This is a genomic window from Spiroplasma endosymbiont of Lasioglossum villosulum (genome assembly GCF_964020195.1).
In the GTDB taxonomy this organism is placed as follows: Bacteria; Bacillota_I; Bacilli_A; order Mycoplasmatales; family VBWQ01; genus Spiroplasma_E; species Spiroplasma_E ixodetis_A.
The window spans coordinates 840,991-859,621 of the sequence record NZ_OZ026539.1; the positions used below are offsets into that span (position 1 = coordinate 840,991).

The 18,631-nt window shown below is 22.4% G+C and carries 18 protein-coding genes; 7 read left to right on the forward strand and 11 right to left on the reverse strand.

The window, feature by feature from the left end:
* Positions 1-65 precede the first annotated feature (65 nt).
* Positions 66-1,184 carry an agmatine deiminase family protein gene (locus AACK81_RS04795; RefSeq protein WP_338960230.1) on the forward strand — a complete coding sequence of 373 codons (1,119 nt, stop codon included), beginning with the start codon at positions 66-68 and terminating at the stop codon, positions 1,182-1,184.
* Between the two features lie 575 nt (positions 1,185-1,759).
* Here AACK81_RS04795 and AACK81_RS04800 read toward each other — a convergent pair.
* The 5 genes from AACK81_RS04800 to alaS form a co-directional block, all read right to left on the reverse strand.
* Positions 1,760-2,569 carry a hypothetical protein gene (locus AACK81_RS04800; RefSeq protein ID WP_338960232.1) on the reverse strand — a complete coding sequence of 270 codons (810 nt, stop codon included), beginning with the start codon at positions 2,567-2,569 and terminating at the stop codon, positions 1,760-1,762.
* A complete protein-coding gene (locus AACK81_RS04805) occupies positions 2,505-2,936 on the reverse strand; it encodes a hypothetical protein (protein ID WP_338960234.1) in 432 nt (143 codons plus the stop codon). The genes AACK81_RS04800 and AACK81_RS04805 overlap by 65 nt, the downstream gene beginning before the upstream one ends.
* A gap of 45 nt (positions 2,937-2,981) precedes the next feature.
* Positions 2,982-3,932 (reverse strand): IS30 family transposase, encoded by a 951-nt coding sequence (locus tag AACK81_RS04810; RefSeq protein WP_338960236.1) that lies wholly within the window; start codon positions 3,930-3,932, stop codon positions 2,982-2,984.
* Positions 3,933-4,073: 141 nt separating this feature from the next.
* A complete protein-coding gene (locus AACK81_RS04815; protein ID WP_338960238.1) occupies positions 4,074-4,469 on the reverse strand; it encodes a hypothetical protein in 396 nt (131 codons plus the stop codon).
* Positions 4,470-4,922: 453 nt separating this feature from the next.
* Complete coding sequence (gene alaS, locus AACK81_RS04820) at positions 4,923-7,646, reverse strand: alanine--tRNA ligase (protein ID WP_338960239.1); 2,724 nt, start codon at positions 7,644-7,646, stop codon at positions 4,923-4,925.
* A gap of 875 nt (positions 7,647-8,521) precedes the next feature.
* Here alaS and AACK81_RS04825 point away from each other — a divergent pair.
* From AACK81_RS04825 to tpx, 5 genes are all read left to right on the forward strand, one after another.
* A complete protein-coding gene (locus AACK81_RS04825; RefSeq protein ID WP_338960241.1) occupies positions 8,522-9,313 on the forward strand; it encodes a hypothetical protein in 792 nt (263 codons plus the stop codon).
* Between the two features lie 137 nt (positions 9,314-9,450).
* Complete coding sequence (locus AACK81_RS04830) at positions 9,451-9,660, forward strand: hypothetical protein (RefSeq protein ID WP_338960243.1); 210 nt, start codon at positions 9,451-9,453, stop codon at positions 9,658-9,660.
* A gap of 212 nt (positions 9,661-9,872) precedes the next feature.
* On the forward strand, positions 9,873-10,706 hold the full coding sequence (locus AACK81_RS04835; protein ID WP_338960245.1) for a hypothetical protein: 834 nt from the start codon (positions 9,873-9,875) through the stop codon (positions 10,704-10,706).
* Positions 10,707-10,808: 102 nt separating this feature from the next.
* Positions 10,809-11,783 (forward strand): hypothetical protein, encoded by a 975-nt coding sequence (locus tag AACK81_RS04840; protein WP_338960247.1) that lies wholly within the window; start codon positions 10,809-10,811, stop codon positions 11,781-11,783.
* A gap of 31 nt (positions 11,784-11,814) precedes the next feature.
* Positions 11,815-12,321, forward strand: a complete 507-nt coding sequence (gene tpx / locus AACK81_RS04845) for a thiol peroxidase (RefSeq protein WP_338960248.1) — start codon at positions 11,815-11,817, stop codon at positions 12,319-12,321.
* A gap of 75 nt (positions 12,322-12,396) precedes the next feature.
* Here the strand turns inward: tpx and AACK81_RS04850 are convergent, their stop codons facing one another.
* The 4 genes from AACK81_RS04850 to AACK81_RS04865 all read right to left on the reverse strand — a co-directional run bounded on the left by AACK81_RS04850 (position 12,397) and on the right by AACK81_RS04865 (position 14,412).
* Positions 12,397-12,576, reverse strand: a complete 180-nt coding sequence (locus AACK81_RS04850) for a hypothetical protein (RefSeq protein ID WP_338960250.1) — start codon at positions 12,574-12,576, stop codon at positions 12,397-12,399.
* Positions 12,577-12,596: 20 nt separating this feature from the next.
* Entirely contained in the window at positions 12,597-13,619 is a 1,023-nt protein-coding gene (locus AACK81_RS04855; protein ID WP_338960252.1) for a hypothetical protein, read from the reverse strand.
* 30 nt (positions 13,620-13,649) lie between these two features.
* A complete protein-coding gene (locus AACK81_RS04860) occupies positions 13,650-13,871 on the reverse strand; it encodes a hypothetical protein (RefSeq protein ID WP_338960254.1) in 222 nt (73 codons plus the stop codon).
* 376 nt (positions 13,872-14,247) lie between these two features.
* Entirely contained in the window at positions 14,248-14,412 is a 165-nt protein-coding gene (locus AACK81_RS04865; RefSeq protein WP_338960255.1) for a hypothetical protein, read from the reverse strand.
* Between the two features lie 256 nt (positions 14,413-14,668).
* Between AACK81_RS04865 and AACK81_RS04870 the strand changes: the two genes are divergently transcribed.
* Positions 14,669-15,148, forward strand: coding sequence for a hypothetical protein (locus tag AACK81_RS04870; protein ID WP_338960257.1), 480 nt, complete (start codon positions 14,669-14,671; stop codon positions 15,146-15,148).
* Position 15,149: 1 nt separating this feature from the next.
* On the opposite strand, the gene AACK81_RS04875 is transcribed toward AACK81_RS04870, so the two are convergent.
* Together AACK81_RS04875 and leuS are read right to left on the reverse strand one after the other, a co-directional pair.
* Positions 15,150-15,863 carry a sugar phosphate nucleotidyltransferase gene (locus AACK81_RS04875; RefSeq protein WP_338960258.1) on the reverse strand — a complete coding sequence of 238 codons (714 nt, stop codon included), beginning with the start codon at positions 15,861-15,863 and terminating at the stop codon, positions 15,150-15,152.
* 10 nt (positions 15,864-15,873) lie between these two features.
* Positions 15,874-18,312, reverse strand: a complete 2,439-nt coding sequence (gene leuS / locus AACK81_RS04880) for a leucine--tRNA ligase (RefSeq protein ID WP_338960260.1) — start codon at positions 18,310-18,312, stop codon at positions 15,874-15,876.
* Between the last annotated feature and the right edge of the window lie 319 nt (positions 18,313-18,631).

The following is an 18,631-nucleotide window of genomic DNA, read 5'->3' on the forward strand; positions in this document are numbered from 1 at the left end:
GGAATCATCAATAAAATAAGGGAATTATTCAGTAGCTACTAAGTAAGAAAGGAAAGCTACTATTAATGGCACAAAAAATTTATTCAACACTAAATAGTGATGATTTTTATGTTATTCCTGAATTTTTAGAACATCAACAATGTTGAATGGTATGACCAGAAAGAACCGATAATTGAAGATTAGGCGCTAAACCAGCACAAGAAAAAATAAGTAAACTTGCTAATATTATTAGTGAACATGAACATGTAAATATGATTGTTAGTAAAAATCAATTTAATAATGCTAGAAATTTATTAAATAAAAATATTACAATTATCGAAATGTCTACTAATGATTGCTTTATTCGTGATTATGGTCCAATCTTTCTTCAAAATAAAGAAACAAAGAATATTAGAGGCTTAAAATTTAATTTTAATGCTTGAGGTGGAGAAATAGTAGGTATTTATTCACCTTGAAATGATGATGATATGATAGCATACAAAATATTTGAACTACAAAAAATTGATTACTATTTTCTACCAATCATTTTAGAATCTAGCATGATTATGTTAGATGGTGAAGGTACTTGTTTTGCTAGTTATGAAGGTATTTTATGTCAAGAACGTAATCCTAATTTATCACAAGAGCAAATAGAAATGTATTTAAAAGACTATCTAAATGTTGTAAATATTATTTGAATACCTTATGGATTACCATATGACGAAACCAAAGGAAGATTAGATAATATCATGTGTATAGTTGATAGTAATACTATTTTATTAAGTTGAACAGAAAATACTATTGATGATCGTTATCTTGCTGTTAAAAAGTGTTGAGATGTATTATCAAAATCAATAAATGCTCATGGCAAAAAATATAAAATTATAAAAATTCCTTTACCAAAAAATGACGTTCGTAATAGTGATGATATTAAAATGATTGATTTTAACATTTATCATAATCGTATCCTAGCAAATCAAAAACTTGTCACTAGTTATCTTAACTTATATATAAGTAACAAAGTTGTTATTATTCCTACTTTCAATGATGAAGAAAGTGAAACTAAACTTCTAGATATTTTATCAAAAACAAATGTATTTAATAATAAACAAATTGTTTTATTTGATGCTAGAGAACTTATTCTTGGTAAAAGTGGCATTCATAGTTTAATTTGTCATCAACCAGCTTTAATATCTACTACATAATTTTATAAAGTTTTATCTTATTCTTTATCTTTAAATTAAAAAAATTAACTAGTTAAAACTTAATTATTTTAACTAATTATTTCTATTTAAAAAATATAAAATTTATTAAATTTAATTTAAATTTTTAAAGATACTAAAACTAGAAAATAACTTTCAATCCTAATATAAATAAAACTCTAGTAAATATTATAAATTCTTTTTAGTTTCATTTTTCTTTCTATACTGTTCTTCTCGCATCTTCATCTTGTTTTCTATTTTTTTACATTCTTCTCTTCATTTCTTTGCTTCTTCTCCATGTTTTTTTCTTCTTCTATTCTTTTTTTATCCATAATAACACTCCTTTCAAATATAAAATTTTAAATTATTTTTTTTCTAACTCTTAAAAAATATCTAAGAAAAGTATATATTTTTTTAAAAAAATAAAATATATAATCATAAAAAATCACTCTTATAAAAAGAGTGATTAATATTAATTTAAACTAAACTATATCACAGTATATCGTGAATCTGAAAAATGCTCACTTACTGATGGTTGTGTTTCATTGATTTAATTTATATTAAATGAATTAAATTTTTTAAATAAACCATTTAAATTTGTTTTTTTTTGCTTCAGTTATTGCTTGTTGCTCTAATAAATCTTTTATATCATTTTCAGGATTATTAATAACAACTCCATCTTCAACATTATCATTATTTATAGAACCATATCCATTATCATTTTCATTATTTATACAACATGATTTTGTTTTAGTTCAAATTCATTTTGCTCCATTTAGAAATGGTTGTAATAGTGGTTTTTTATAATTATCTAACTGTAAATTTAAACCATCTGTTATTGACATTGCTGTAGCTGTTCCCAACATTCCTAAAGTAAAAAATTTATTAGGGAATATTGAACAACCATCTGTAAACCCATTTTCAGCAACAAGTGATGCTAAAGTTTTAAGTGCATTACTACTAAATGTAATTGCACCAAAACTAACAAGTGCAATAAAACCTTTTAAAGGGTAACATAATTCATTAATAAAATTAACTATTTTACTAAAAATATTTAAAAAACAATTAAACTTATCAGATAATTGAAACTCATTATTTAATGTACTTAATGATCATTTAAAACCATTATTAATAGTTGTCATAGCATAAAGTCTAGCAATAGTAGATAAGATATTAAATTTATCAATTAATTTTCAGCCATAATTTGGTCAAGTAAAACTATCAAGAGTATACATTGCGGCAGCAGTAACAACTACATGATTACTAAATGTTGATCAAAGATGAATTAATGATGTAATAAAATATGAATTATTAACAGGTGAATTAGCAACAGTTTCTACTTTGACAACAAGGACTAATAACCTTACGCGATCATTTAAAAATTTCACCAGTAAGAAGACTAAAAATAATATCAGCACTTGCCATCATAAGATTATACTGTGTTTTTTCATTAGTAACGTCAAGAATATTAGTTATTCAATCACTAGATGGATGAGGTTTATTATCTGTAATATTAACTGAAAATACTCTTTGTGTAGTTCGTGCAAACACAACAATAGGAATAATTCCTCATGCAGTGATAATAAAATATCAATTAATAGGTGTTTTTTGTTTTGTTTCTGTAAAAGTACTTAAATCTAATGATTTTAAATCACTAAGGTATGCATTTTCATTTTCATATATTTTAAATTTTTGTTCAAATTGATTATTTTCATCTAAATTTGATAATTCTAAAATCACTCTACCGTTTTTCAAACGAATAGTTTTCTGTCATTTGCTAAATTGTAAAGGTAAGTGCAACTAAATTATTTTTCTATCCAAATATTCGATTGGTGAAAGATAATTTAGTATTTTTCTTGGTCTTTGGTTTAAAGACAATATAAATTTATGAACTTCATTTTTATTAGTTTTTGAAAAAATAAATTTTTTAGGAAATTTTTCTCTAATTAAACCATTAGTATTTTCATTAGTACCTCTTTGTCAAGGTGAATATGGATTGGCAAAATAAATTTTTATATCTAAATTTTTTTCAAGTTGTTGTCAATTTGAAAATTCTTTGCCACGATCAAAAGTAATAGTTTTAACAATGTTTTTAGGAAGAATTGATAAATAATAACTAACATTTTTATTAATAACTTTAGTAGTTCTGTTTTTAACTAATATTGCTAAAGTAAATCGTGATACTCTTTCAACTAAAGTTATTAAACATGATTTGCTTTTACCTCGTGATGATACTATAGTATCTCCTTCTCAATGACCAAGTGTTATACGATCATTAACATTTATATCTCGTTCTTTAATTGATTTACCATTAAACTTGCCACGATTTTCTTTAGATTTTCGTTTTTTACCTTTTCTTCTTAAATTTTTACTAGTAACTTTATCAAGCATTCCAAAATAAATTCAAGTATAAATTGTTTTAAAACTAATAACTCACTCTTTATGAAAATTTTTAATTCTGCCATAAATTTGTTCAGGTGATCAACCTAATAGTAATTTTTGTTGTACATATTTTACTAAATTCTTATTTTTAAACTTATGAAAACTAATATGTGATTGTTTTCGATTTTCAGCTTTATTTTGTGCAATTAATGAAAAATAATGATTATTATCTTTATTTCTATTAATTTCTCGAATAATAGTACTAATACTTCGATTAAGATTTTTAGCTATTTCACTAATTTTAAATTTAAATTTCAATTGATTCTCAATATAAATCCTTTCATCTATGCCAAGATGTTTATAACTCATATAAAAACTCCTTACTTTTTTCTAAACTAAATTTAGCATTATGAAATTTTTATATGAGAATTTTTTGCAATTTTATTTACTTGCACTTACAAGTATAACTCAGCTAAATATAAAAGAAATTGTAATTGCAATCTCTCGTTTTTACATTTGTGGTAAGTTTGATTTAGTCGGATTTATTAATAAATTATTTAAAGTTACATTATTAATTTTATTAACATCTATATTTATTTCACTATTTGATTTTCTTATATATAATTCTTTTACTTTTTTAATATTTCCAAAAAGTTCTTTTGATATTTTTATAAAAAAATCATTTTTTTCTTTAATTATTTTATTTTTATCAATTTTTCCAAAAGTAAATATTTTCAATATTGAATAACTAATTTTTTTAAATTTGCTAATCTTTTGTTTTTTTAAATTTTCATTAATATCAACAATAGTAGTTTGAGCTAAATTAACTCTATTACTAATAATTTCTGGAGTAAATTGATTTTTATTAATAATTATTTTTTTTCAATTCTCTATTAATTCATTCATATTCTTCTTGTAAATTTTTATTCATTTTTTCATCCTTTCAAAATAAAAACTCATTTACTTTGAAATTAAAGCAATGAGTTAAAAACTTATATTAAACTTAATTAAATTATACAAAAAAAAGTTCGCAAATCAAAATTTAAAGCTAAATTTTTAACGTTTATTTGGAATTCGTGTTTATATTTATTTAACACTGTAACTTTCTAAAATAATTTATTTTTTTATAAATATTTTTGGGAAATTTTCACTCGATATTGACAGTTATTAATTAAAAAAATATATTTTTTTCAAAATTATTATCACTACTATTTTCCTATATTTCATCAATAAGAAATTATAAAAGATTCTGCAATTACTATAATAATGTTATATATGATTGTAAAAAATTATTGACGTTGAACATATATTATTGTATATCATAATATTTATATAAATTAATACATATAAGTATTAAGTTTAATATATAATTTTATTAATTTCTTTTTCTGTAATAAACTTATCAATCTTCCCTTGCGCTAAGATTGGGCTACCGCCACCCTTACCATTATATGTTTTTAATATTTTTTGTAAAATATTATTACTTTGATACTGTTTATTATTATGCAATTCTTTACTTGAAGCAACTAATACTAAATATTCTTGATTATTAATTTTATTAATAAAAATAATAATAATATTTTGATATTGATTACGATAATGTTCAATTATTTCTCTTAATGTTTTAATATCTAAATTTTCAAAATTTGCAATTAATAGTTTATAATTATTTTCATTTTTTGGAACTAAAGTTAAATATTTTTTCACTATCTTCTGACGATTTAATTCTTCAAAATTAATTTGTCATTTTTTAAATAAACCATGTAATTCTAGTAATAACATTTTTCCTTTTCTTCAATCAGCAGCTACCACTTTTAAGTTATTAATAGTATCATATATTTTTTCAATTTCTTCTTGCATACAATTATCTTTATTTTTTTGATATTGCATAAATAAATTATTGCTTTGTTCTTTAATCATTATTATTTGTTGTGTTAAGTATTCATTAATAGTTTTTAATGATGTTAAAGCATGAATTCGATAAGAACCAGAACCTTTTGATTCAACATTAGTTATTAATAATTGTTCTACTTCTTGTGAATTATAACAATGAGTACCCCCACAAAGTTCAATTGAAAAATCACCAAACTTAATTACTCGAACTTTTTCTTCATATTTTTCACCAAAAAAAGCTAAAGCTCCAATTTTGATTGCTTCTTCATATGTACAATAAATAATTTCACAAGGATATTTACCTTTAATTCATTTACTTACTTGTTGTTCTATACTTATAATTTGTTCTAAAGTTAACATTTGATAATGACTAAAATCTAATCGTAAATATTGATAATTATTAAAACTTCCAGATTGCATAACATGTAAACCTAATAATTTTCTTAAAGCAGCATGTAATAAATGAGTTCCTGAATGATTTTTTCTTGTATAAAAACGATGTGAACTATTAATTTGTGCTTCAACAATTTCTGTTTGTGTTAATTCACCTTTTACTTCCACTTGATGAATATGCTGTTTTTGTGGTCCTTGTTGTACATCAATAACAGAGGCCGTTCCATTTTCTCCTGTGATAATGCCATCATCAGATGCTTGTCCCCCCTTTTCTGCATAAAAAGGCGTTTCATTTAAAATTAAATAACCTTTTTCATTTTTTAAAAATTTTACCTCATGCTCTGATTTAAACATAAAAACAATATTTGTATTTATTTGTTCTTTATCATAACCAACAAAGGTTGAAGGAACTTTTAAATTAGTTAATAATGAAGATTGAATTGTTAATGCTTGATGATTAATTCTTACTTTTCTTGTATTATCTTTACTGTTATCCAATAACTTTTGAAAACCTTTTAAATCAACAGTAGCATTTTCTTCATTTGCAATCTCTAATGTTAATTCAATAGGATAACCATAGGTATCAAATAATTTAAAAGCCGCAGTTGCATCTACTTTTTTATTATCACTAATAACTTGTAATAATAATTGTTTTCCTGTTATTAATGTTGTTCAAAATTTTAATTCTTCGCTTTTAATAATATTAGTTACTAAATCGACTTTTTCATGTAATTCTTGATAATGTTGACCCATAACTTTGATAATAATTGAAACTAACTTAAACAAAAATGGTTCATTAATATTAAGTTTTTGTCCATATACAACAGCTCTTCTAATCAATCTTCGTAATACATAACCACGATCTTTATTACTAGGAAAAACACCATCACTAATTGCAAAAACTAAGCAACGAATATGATCAGCAATAATTTTAAATGCAGTATTAATAGTTTTTTGCTTAATCTCTTGTGTAAAATAATTATTAATATCATAACGAAAATTTGTCAATTTTTCACATTCATGAATAATATTTTGAAATAAATCAGTATCAAAGTTAGTTGGCACATCTTGTAAAATTGCTACTAGTCTTTCTAATCCTGCACCAGTATCAATATTTTTTCTTGGTAAATCAGTATAATTATTTTTGCCATCATTATTAAATTGTGAAAAAACAATATTTCAAATTTCAATATAACGATCATTTTCAATATCATCTTTTAATAATTTAATACCAATATTTTTAGGATCATATTTAATACCACGATCATAATAAATTTCAGTATTAGGACCACAAGGACCTTGACCCATATCTCAAAAGTTAGTAGATCTTGTACCTTTAATAATACGTTCTTTTGGTAATTTAATAATATTTAATCATAAATTATATGTTTCTTCATCTTCATTAAAAACTGTTACATATAATAAATTAGCATCTAAATTTAATCATTTTTTACTAGTTAAAAATTCTCATCCTCAAATAATAGCTTCTTTTTTAAAATAATCACCAATTGAAAAATTACCTAACATTTCAAAAAAAGTTTGATGTCTTGCTGTAATACCAATATTTTCAATATCATTAGTTCTAATTGCTTTTTGTGAATTTGCTAATCTTTTAGCAATTGGGGTTTGTCGTCCATCAAAATATGGTTTTAATGTAGCAACTCCAGAATTAATCCACAATAGTGAAGGATCATCATTTGGAACAAGTGATGCACTTTCTAAAATGTGATGATCATAACTTTTAAAAAAATTTAATCAAGTTGTTCTAACTTTATCTGTTGTTCATTTTATTGACATAATAATTTCTCCTCAAAATAATAAAAATTCCTATCAAAATAGGAACGTTTTTTAACGCGGTACCATCCTAATTCACTTACAAAGTAAATGCGCTTAATTAATGATTAAAATTGTTAAATTAGGAGCTTCTAATTAATAATGGTTAAGTGCTTACACTATTCACTCTCGCTGAAAACTAATTATTATTAATTATACTTATCTAATTTAGATTAATATAAATATTAATTTCAATTTTAATATTAACCATAAATATTAGTTATTACAAGCAAAAAGATAAAATTATGAAATATTTTTATAAATTAAAAAGAAAAAAATATTAATTATTAACTTTATATAATAAAAATTACAAGAAAGATTTTTTCTATTTAATTAAAAATATAATTTAACTGGTATTTTTTTTATTGTATATTCATTTTTTCAGATATAAACTTTAGTTAAGATTTGCTTAGAATAACTTTTAAAAAATAAAAATTTATCATTAAATTATATAAAATTAATTCATTTAATTCAATATTACTTACTATTTAATATATTAATGCATTTTTTATATTTTTAAATCTATAATTTTGAATAAAAAAATATTTTAAGTAAATCTTAAATATAAAAAATAAAAATGATAATTAATTGAAGTTTTACAATCAAATCTAGCATTAAAAATTTTATTAATTTATTAAAATTAATCCTTGTAAGAACAATAACTATTAAATTACTATTCATTTTTTTAAAATGAAATTTTAAACAACTGAATTTATTTATTATTTCAAAAAACAAAAAAATAATTTAATTTCTACTCTAAATTTGTGTTTTATTAAAATATTACTATAAAAGGAGTCCAAAAATAAATCAAATTAATAAATAAAAAGGAGACAAATTTTATGTCAAGTAAACTAAATAATAATGAAATAGATAATACAATAAATGAATTTGAAGAAGAAACCAAAGAGGAAGAAAAAGAGGAAGAAGAAGAAAATGTTAACACAGAATTAGAAAAAAAACTAGCAGAGACAGAACTTGAAAAAAAAGAAATAGAAAATAAATTAGAAGAAACCAATAAAGAAAAGGAAAATATAAGTAAAGAAAAAGAAGAAGTTCAATCTAAACTAGATGAAACTAACAAAGCAAAAGTAGAAATGCAAACTAAGTTAGAAGAAGCCAACAAAGAAATCGAACAACTACTAGAAGAAATTGAAAACACTACCGATAATGAAAAAATACAAGAACTAAAAAATAAATTAGAAGAATTAGAAAAAAAAGTAGCAGACACAGAAGTTGCTAACAAAGAAATAGAAATTAAATTAGAAGAAACTAACAAGGCTAAAGAAGAAATAGAATCTAAATTAGAAGAAGCCAACAAAGAAATCGAACAACTAAAAGAAGAAATTGAAAACACTACCGATAATGAAAAAATACAAGAACTAAAAAATAAATTAGAAGAATTAGAAAAAAAAGTAGCAGACACAGAAGTTGCAAAAAAAGAAATAGAAATTAAATTAGAAGAAACTAACAAGGCTAAAGAAGAAATAGAATCTAAATTAGAAGAAGCCAATAAAGAAATCGAACAACTAAAAGAAGAAAGCAAAAACACTAACGATAATGAAAAAATACAAGAACTAAAAAATAAACTAGAAAATACAGAACTAGAAAAAAAGCAATTGAAGATAAATTAAATGAAATTGAATCTAAGTTAGAAGAAGCTAACAAAGAAATCGAACAACTAAAAGAAGAAAGCAAAAACACTAACGATAATGAAAAAATACAAGAACTAAAAAATAAAATAGAAGAAACTAACAAAGCAAAAGAAGAAATGCAAACTAAGTTGAATGAAGCCAATAAAGAAATGCAAGCATTATTAAACGAAATTGAAGAAATACAAGAACTAAAAAATAAGTTAGAAGAAGCTAAAAAAGAAATCGAACAACTAAAAGAACAGATTAATGGTAAAAAAAGTGATGAAGAACTAAAAAATATTAAAAAGAGAGAAGAATTAGAAAAAAATTATCAAAAAAAGAACTAGAAATTGAAGAAATAAAAACTAATTCAGACACAATAGAAAATATTGAAGATCATATTGAAGAAAAAGAAGCAATTGAAAAACAAATACAAAATATTAAAGATCAAATAAATAAATTAATTGAAGAAGAAAAAAATAGAGTTCATTTAATCAATTGTCAAGATCTATTAAAACAATTAAATGATATAAAAGATTCAATAAAAAATAATTATGAAATGATAGAAAAACTTAATCAAAAAAATAATAATGATAAATCAAAACAAGAGTTTGATGAAACAATACAACAAGAAATCAAACAATTATTACAAATATTAGTGGAAAATGAAAATACTATTAATGAATATCAAAAGAAAATTGAAAACCTTAAAAATAATACAAATAATTGTGATAAAGAAAATAAAGGAATTGAATTTTATCAAAATTTAATAAATGCTAAAAATAATGAAATATTAAAAATTCACGAAAGAATTAATCTATTAAAAAACACTAAGAATTGTAATCAAGAAAAAAATAATTGTTGCAAAGAAATCAAAGAAAAACTAGCACAATTGGTTGATATAGAAGATGAAAAAATGAAAAAAATTGATCAAATTTTTCAATGACAAAAAAATGAAAAAGAAAAAGAAATTTGAAAAGAAATTGATCAATTAGCAAAAACAATTGATGAACTAAAAAAACAAAAAGAAAACATTATTCCTGAAGAAATTAAAGAAAAAATATCAAAAATTGAAAATATAAATAATGAAATTCTTGATAATAATCACCAAATTTGTCTATTAGAAAAAGAACTAAACCAAGATCCAAATAATGAAAGTATAAAAAATTTTATTAAAAATCTAATAGAAATAAATGATAAACTTGCTGATGACAAAAATACAATTATTAATAAAAACAATGAAAACGAAAAAATTATTACACAATTAAAAGAAATTGAAAAAAAACTAGCACATGAATTAAAAACAAAACAAGAACTTGAACAACAACTAGAAAATCTAAAAAAAGAAAAAAAAGATGTCAATGTAATAAATAAAAAAATACTATTATACTAACTTGTCAAAAAAACTAGCACAAGAAAGATAAAAATATTTAAAATAAGATTTTTAAAGATTAGTATAAGAAAATTTATCAAAAATATAATACAAAAAACTAATATGTCAGAACAAAATAATGATATTAAAAATGAAAAAATAGAATTACTTAAAAGACAATTAAAAGAACTTGAAAAAAAACTAACAATCAAAGAAATAGAAATTGAAGAAATAAAAAATAATCCAGATACAATAGAAAACATTGATTATCATATCGAAGAAAAAGAAGCTATTGAAAAACAAGTTCAAAATGTTAAACATCAAATAAATAAATTAATTGAAGAAGAAAAAAATAAAATACGTCTAATTAATTGTCAAAACCTATTAAAACAATTAAATGATATAAAAGATTCAATCAAAATTAACTATGAAATGATAGAAAAAATTAATCAAAAAAATAATAATAAACAAGAACAAGAATTTGATAAAACAATACAATTAGAAATAAAACAACTACTAAAAATATTAGAAGAAACGGAAAATACTATTGATGAATATCAAAAGAAAATTGAAGACCTTAAAAATAATAAAAATAACTGTGATAAAGAAAATAAAGGAATTGAATTTTATCAAAATTTAATAAATGCTAAAAATAATGAAATATTAAAAATTCACGAAAGAATCAATCTATTAAAAAACACTAAGAATTGTAATCAAGAAAAAAATAATTGTTGCAAAGAAATCAAAGAAAAACTAGCACAATTAGTTACAAATGAAAATGATAAAATGATAAAAATCGATGAAATCTATCAATGACAAAAAAAGATAAAAGAAAATGAAATTTCTAATCAAATTAATAACATAGATAAAATAATTGAAAATCTAAAAAAAGATAAAAATAACATTATTCCTAAAGAAATTAAAGAAAAAATATCAAAAATTGAAGATATTAATAACAAAATGCTTAATAATCATCAAATTTGTCTATTAGAAACAGAACTAAACCAAGAACCAAATAATGAAAGTATAAAAATTTTTAACACTTTATTACTCCTTAATAGATTATCTTTAATAAATTTAGTTATAATAATATTATAAATACATTTGATAAAAAGGGAGAAAAAATATTATGTTGCAATTAACAATTAAAGGTAAACCCGTTCATATTAAAAATGAAATAATCAAAGTTGGAGATACTTTATCATTTTCTGCAGTTAATAAAACAATGGATAATATGAATTTGGAAAAATTCACTAATAAATTTAAAATTATTTCTAGTGTACCAAGCATTGATACTAAAACTTGTGCTTTACAAACTATACACTTTAATAAAGAGGCCACTAAATTAAAAGATTTAGTTATTATTACTATTTCCAAAGATTTACCATTTGCTCAAAATCGCTTTTGTGAAAAACTAAAAATGAATAATAATTTTCATATTTGAAGTGATTATCGTAATAATGAAAATAATTTTAGTAATACTACTAATTTATTAATTGATGAAATCCAATTATTAGCACGTACTATTATCATTGTTGATAAAAATAACAAAGTTATATATTTACAAATTGTTAAAGAAGTAACATTAGAACCAAACTATGATGAAGTTCTAAAATTTATTAAAACTTTAACATAAAAAAAGTTAGGTAATATTTTTAAAATAAGTATTACCTAACTTTTTTTTATTTATCAGTAGACTTTTAAAAACTATTTATTTTGAAAATGAAATATGTTTTTTTGATTGCTGTTCTTTTTTAGTACTATCTGCTTTTTCCTTTTCACGTGCTGCTTTCTCAGCTTTTTGTGCTAGTCTTTCTTTCATATCTTTAGCTCTTTGCATAGCTGATTTAGTAAGTATTTTATCTACTTTTTCTTTTTCTTTTTCATCCATAATGTGTCTCCTTTTTTAAATTATAAACTTGCTCTTCTCATATTTTTAACTGGTGATTTCTTTCTAATATCTTCTCTTTCAAGATTATCATTTTTTTCAGGATTTTCAAATAAATTTCTTACATTTTCCATTATTTTTTCTTCTTGAAATTCTTCTCATACTTGTTTTGGTTTATAAAAAAAACCATCACACATATGCTTTTTAGTTGCATCACTTTCATTAAAAACTTCTTTTATTTTGCTGATATCTCTAGGTTTTAAATTTTGTGAAAATTCAACTGTTTTATTTCAATTTTCATTTCATTGTTGAACTTTTTGAGCATAAATTTTTGAAAATTCTTGAGTTTTTACATCTTGTTTATTTTTTTCAAATTTTTTACTTAATTCTTTTTGAATATTTTCAAATGTTTTATTTTTATTACTATCTCAAATTTTACCAAAACTTTTTGCAAATGCCTGTACTTTTGCTTCACGCGTTAAACTTAAAAATCATTGTTTTGATTTTGTCTTTCCTTTTCTTAATTCTTTTTGTAATTGTAAATCTTTTTTACGTTTTCAATTAGGTAATAATCATGCTTTTATTTTGTCTTTATATGTTTCTCATGCTATAACAGTTCCACCAACGATAGCTCCACAAGTTAAAGCAATTAGTGCTCCTGCAACAAGTGGTGGTACAAGAGGAGTTATTAATGGACCAACAACTAAACCACTTAAAAGACCAATACCAGCTCAAGCAACTAAAAACATTGTTACTTTTGATATTTTTCATAAAATTTTTCTAAATTTTGAATCTTTTATACTAGCGTCTCACTCTTCTGTTTGTCCTTGATTGACACTATTAATAAAATCTAAAAATGGCATTCTAACAATAGTTGTTGCATCATCTTCAGTTAATTTAATAAATTTCTTATTTTTTGAAATTTCATTTTCATTAAACTCATTGAAGAATTGATCACTACTTAAATGTCTAATTTGTTGAACAACTTCATCTTTTTCAAGATAAATTAGTTGTTGTCAAACTTCTTCTTTTTCATCATCATGCAATTCTAATAATAAAACAGGTTTATTATTAATTTATATTATTTCATCATAAATAAAATAATTCCAATTATTTTCTTCAATAATTGTTTTAAATTGAAAATGTTTTATATCTTCATCTTCATTTTCTTCACTTTCAAATAGAAAAGTTTTACCATTATGTCAATTTTCATCATTTTCTTTAAATTTTGTAGAAATAGCATTTTTATCATCTTTATCATTAAATTCTGCTTCAATAATAGGTGTTGTTGGTCACATTTTAGTATCTCCTTTTAATTAAAAAACCCATTTACTTTAAAATAAAGGAATGGGTAAAAAACTTATATGTTTAATAACTATATTTTATCAAATATTACATAATTTACAATAATTTTTTAATATAAATAAGCATATTTTATTTAAATTAATATTTATTTAATTTATGAAAAATATCTATTGTCAGTAAGTATTATTAAACATAATAACTAAGCTTTTAATTATTTTAATTTATGGATATTTTTGAATTTATAAATGTTATTTAATTTTTCTGAATAACCTTTAATTTCAATATATTTCTTTTTAAAAGAAAATAATAAATTTAGAACTATATTAAATTTTATTGCATAAGTTTTTATCTAAAATTAAATAATGAGATTTAAATTTTCGGATTTCTTGATTTATGTTTGTTTAATTGTTTTTCTTCTTCAATTTTTTTTAATGTATCTTCTTGTTTCTTAGCTTTTGCAAGTAATAAATCAAGTCTTCTATTTTCTTGTTCTGCATCATGTAATAATTTTGCTGCTTTTTCTTTTTCATTCATAATATTTTTTCTCCCTTTCTTTTAAATATTTATTTTTAAAAATATCCAAAATACAGTATAAAATTTTTCATAAAAATTAAAAGATAAAATAAATATTTTTAAATAAAATTATGATTTATTAACTCAAAAGTAAGGATGTTATTTTTTTAATTATTGTGCTTAAAAATTGAAAATATGTTATACTAACATCATAATAAACTAAATTATTAAAGACCATTAGGTTCGACTTATTCTTTTTTAAAGGATGTGAAAAATTATGTCAGCACAACAACAGCAACAGCAGCAACAACCAAATAAAGAAATTTTTGATAAATTACAAGGTGAAAAAGATAAAAAAGAAAAAGCAAATACTTCTTCTGGTGGTAGTAGTAGAAATTGAATTGTAAAATTTGCAAAAGATGTCGCTTATATTTCTTTTTTTCCATACATATGATTAAAAAAACTTTTAGTTTCACTATTTAATAATCGAACTAAAAAGCCTAAACTAAATCAGTCAGTTAATATTATTAAAAATAAAGATAATGTTAATCAAAACAATAATGTTATTGCTCGTAGTAATGGACAAGTTAGTTTTAAAGAAGTAGATGCACTAGATCCAGAAAATGAATCAATAGCAGAAGCACTAAAATTAAACGGTAATACTACTAATCCATTCCAAAATGTTGCACATAGTTGTAATCGTGAAGAAATTCCAGTAGTTTCAACAACAACTTCTGGAAAAAAATTAACTACTTAAATTATTTAAAATATTTATTAGTTCGTTCTAAATCAATAATATTATCAACATCCCAATGACAATCAAATGATAAAACATAAGGTTTTAATTCAAAATTATGTTTAATACTATTACTAATTAAATATTTACCAACCATTGTTGTTTGCAATACAAGTTCTTGTTGTGGATTTATTAAATCTTCACCAAGAACTTTTGTTCATTTTTTAGTAATATAACTTCATTCTCCTGCCAAGAAACTATCCTTTTTTTTACTTTTAATAATATCAATAATATTACCATTCTTGTTTAATTTATAACTTCAATCTTCTTTGATATTATCATGATCACGATTAATAGCGGCCATCATATTAGTTGAAAAATTATTTAAAAAAATATTTTTTGTACTAATCATATCACCAGAAATAATAAAAATATCATCTTGACCATTAAAATATGATGATACTAATGTCAAAGCATAACCACTATTATAATCAAGGAAATGTTGATTATTTATTAAAATTAATTTTGAATATTTATGAGTAAGAAAATTAAATTCATCTTTTAAATGACCAGTAATGACAATAATTTTTTTTAAATCATGTATTTCAATTAAATGATTAATTATATGTTCAATTAAAGTTAAACCTTTAAATTTAATTAACGATTTATGAACATTATTTGAGATAGGTTGTAATCTACTGCCAATTCCTGCTGCAAAAATAATAGCAACTTTCATTATTCCTCCTTTACTTAACAACAAAATTAACAATCTTATTTGGTATACAAATTGTCTTAATAATTGTTTTATCTTGCAATCAATATTTTACTTTTTCTTCATTATTAACTACTTTTAAAAGTTCTTGATTATTTAAATTTTCTTTTACTACTAAAGTTATTTTCGTTTTACCATTAATCTGAATAGCAATAGTAACTTCACTAGTAATCAAAAATTTTTCATCATAACTTGGAAACTGACTTTTATTAATACTTTCTTTATTACCAAATTGAAATCATAATTCTTCAGCAATATGTGGAGCAAATGGATTTAATAATTTTAAAAAATTAACTAAATATTGTTGATAAATAGTTGGTGCTTTATAACAAGCATTGATAAAAATCATAAGTTGTGCAATAGCAGTATTAAAATTTAAATCGTTAATATCATTAGTTACTTTTTTTACAGTTTGATGATAAATTGTATCTAATGATTTATCATTCTTAGTAGTAATTTTTATTTTATACTCATCTTTATTAACAAGACGATAAATACGCATTAAAAACTTATAACAACCAACTAAACCACTATTTAATCACGGTAAAGATGCTGTTAATGGTCCCATAAACATTTCATATATTCGTAAAGTATCAGCACCATACTCATTAATAATATCATCTGGATTAACAACATTACCGCGTGATTTAGACATTTTTTCATTATTTTCACCAAGAATCATACCTTGATTTACCAATTTTAAAAATGGCTCTTTAACACTAACTAACTTTAAATCATATAGTACTAAATGTCAGAAACGAGCATACAATAAATGTAAAACAGCATGTTCTTGACCGCCAATATATAAATCAACTGGTAATCAATAGTTAAAACGTTTTTGCGCAATAGCACTATAAAAATCACAATAAGTACCATCATCATTTTTTAAAATATATGCTAAATAATATCAACAGCTACCTGCTCATTGTGGCATTGTATTAATTTCTCTTTTTCCTTTTACACCATCTTTTCTAGTTACATGTAATCAGGAATTTGGTGCATTAGTTAAAGGTGCATTCCCCGAATTAGATGGCTTAATATTAGTCATTTTTGGTAATAATACTGGTAATTGTTGTTCATCTACTGTTGACATTGTACCATCTTCTCAATAAATTATCGGAAAAGGTTCACCTCAATAACGTTGACGAGAAAAAAGTCAATCTCGTAACTTATATACAGTATGTACTTTTCCTTGTTTTAAAGTTAGTAATTTTTTAACAATTAAATTAGTAGCTGTTTCTAAATCCTTACCATTAATAAAATCAGAGTTAATATATTCACTAGTACCCAAAAATGGTTCATTTTTATTATTAGTTTTCATAATAAAAATGATTGGTAAATTTTTATTTTTAGCAAAAATAAAATCACGACTATCATGTGCAGGAACACCCATAATTGCTCCTGTCCCATAATGATTTAAAACATAATTACCAACTCAAATTGGTAATTTACTTTTAGTAAAAGGATGAATAGCATAACTTCCAGTAAAAACACCAGATTTTAAAGTATCATCTCCTTGACGCATTAAATCTGTTTTAGTTTTAGCATCTAAACAGTATTGAGTAACTGCTTGCGAATATTCACTAGTTGTTAAATCATGAATTAATGGATGTTCAGGAGCAAGTACTAAAAATGAAACACCAAAAATAGTATCAACCCTTGAAGTAAAAATAGAAACCTTACATTTATTATTTTCAACTACAAAATCAACTAGTGTTCCAACACTTTTACCAATTCAATTACGTTGTAATTCCTTAACACTATTTGGTCAGTCTAAATCATCTAATCCTTTTAATAATTTTTCAGCATACTTAGTAATTTTTAAAACCCACTGACGCATTGGTTTTTTAATAACTGGGAAATTACCACGTTCAGAAACCATATGACCATTAATGTTAATTATTTCTTCATTAGCTAAAACAGTTCCTAACTGTTCACAAAAATTAACTTCAACATCTTTAATTTCAGCTAACCCTTGTTCATAAAGTTTAATGAAAATTCATTGTGTTCACTTATAATATTGAGGGTCTGTAGTATTAACTTCTTTATTATAATCAAAACTTAGACCAATACTTTGTAATTGTTTACGAAAATTATTAATGTTTTGTTTAGTAAATGTCTCTGGATTATTACCTGTATTTAAGGCATATTGCTCAGCTGGTAAACCAAAAGCATCTCAACCAATTGGATGCAAAACATTAAAACCATTCATTATTTTAACTCGAGAAATAACATCAGTAGCACAATAACCTTTAGGATGGCCAACATGTAAACCTGATCCTGAAGGATAAGGAAACATATCAAGAATATATGATTTTGGTTTTTTATTATCATCAATGTTTGTTTTAAAAGTTTCATTTTTTAATCAATACTGCTGTCATTTTTTTTCTATTTGTTGGTGATTATAACTCATGTTTTTCTCCTTTAATATGTTCAGGTAAAGTAATCATAAAACCATAATATCATAATCATTTAACAAGTTGCAATGTTTACTTATTGATTAAATTATATTTTAAATATTTTGTTAATTATCAATCAATGTTATTAAACCATTTGCTAATATTTATTTTCTACAAAAAAGAAATAGTTTTTATTGTATTTCAAATAAAATATACTATATAATTATCATTAATATTAAATAAATTCAAAGGAGGATTCTATGAACACACAAAAAGTTTTAAATAAGTCTTTAAAACAAAAAAAGAAAAACCGGAAAAAATAGGCTTAGGAGA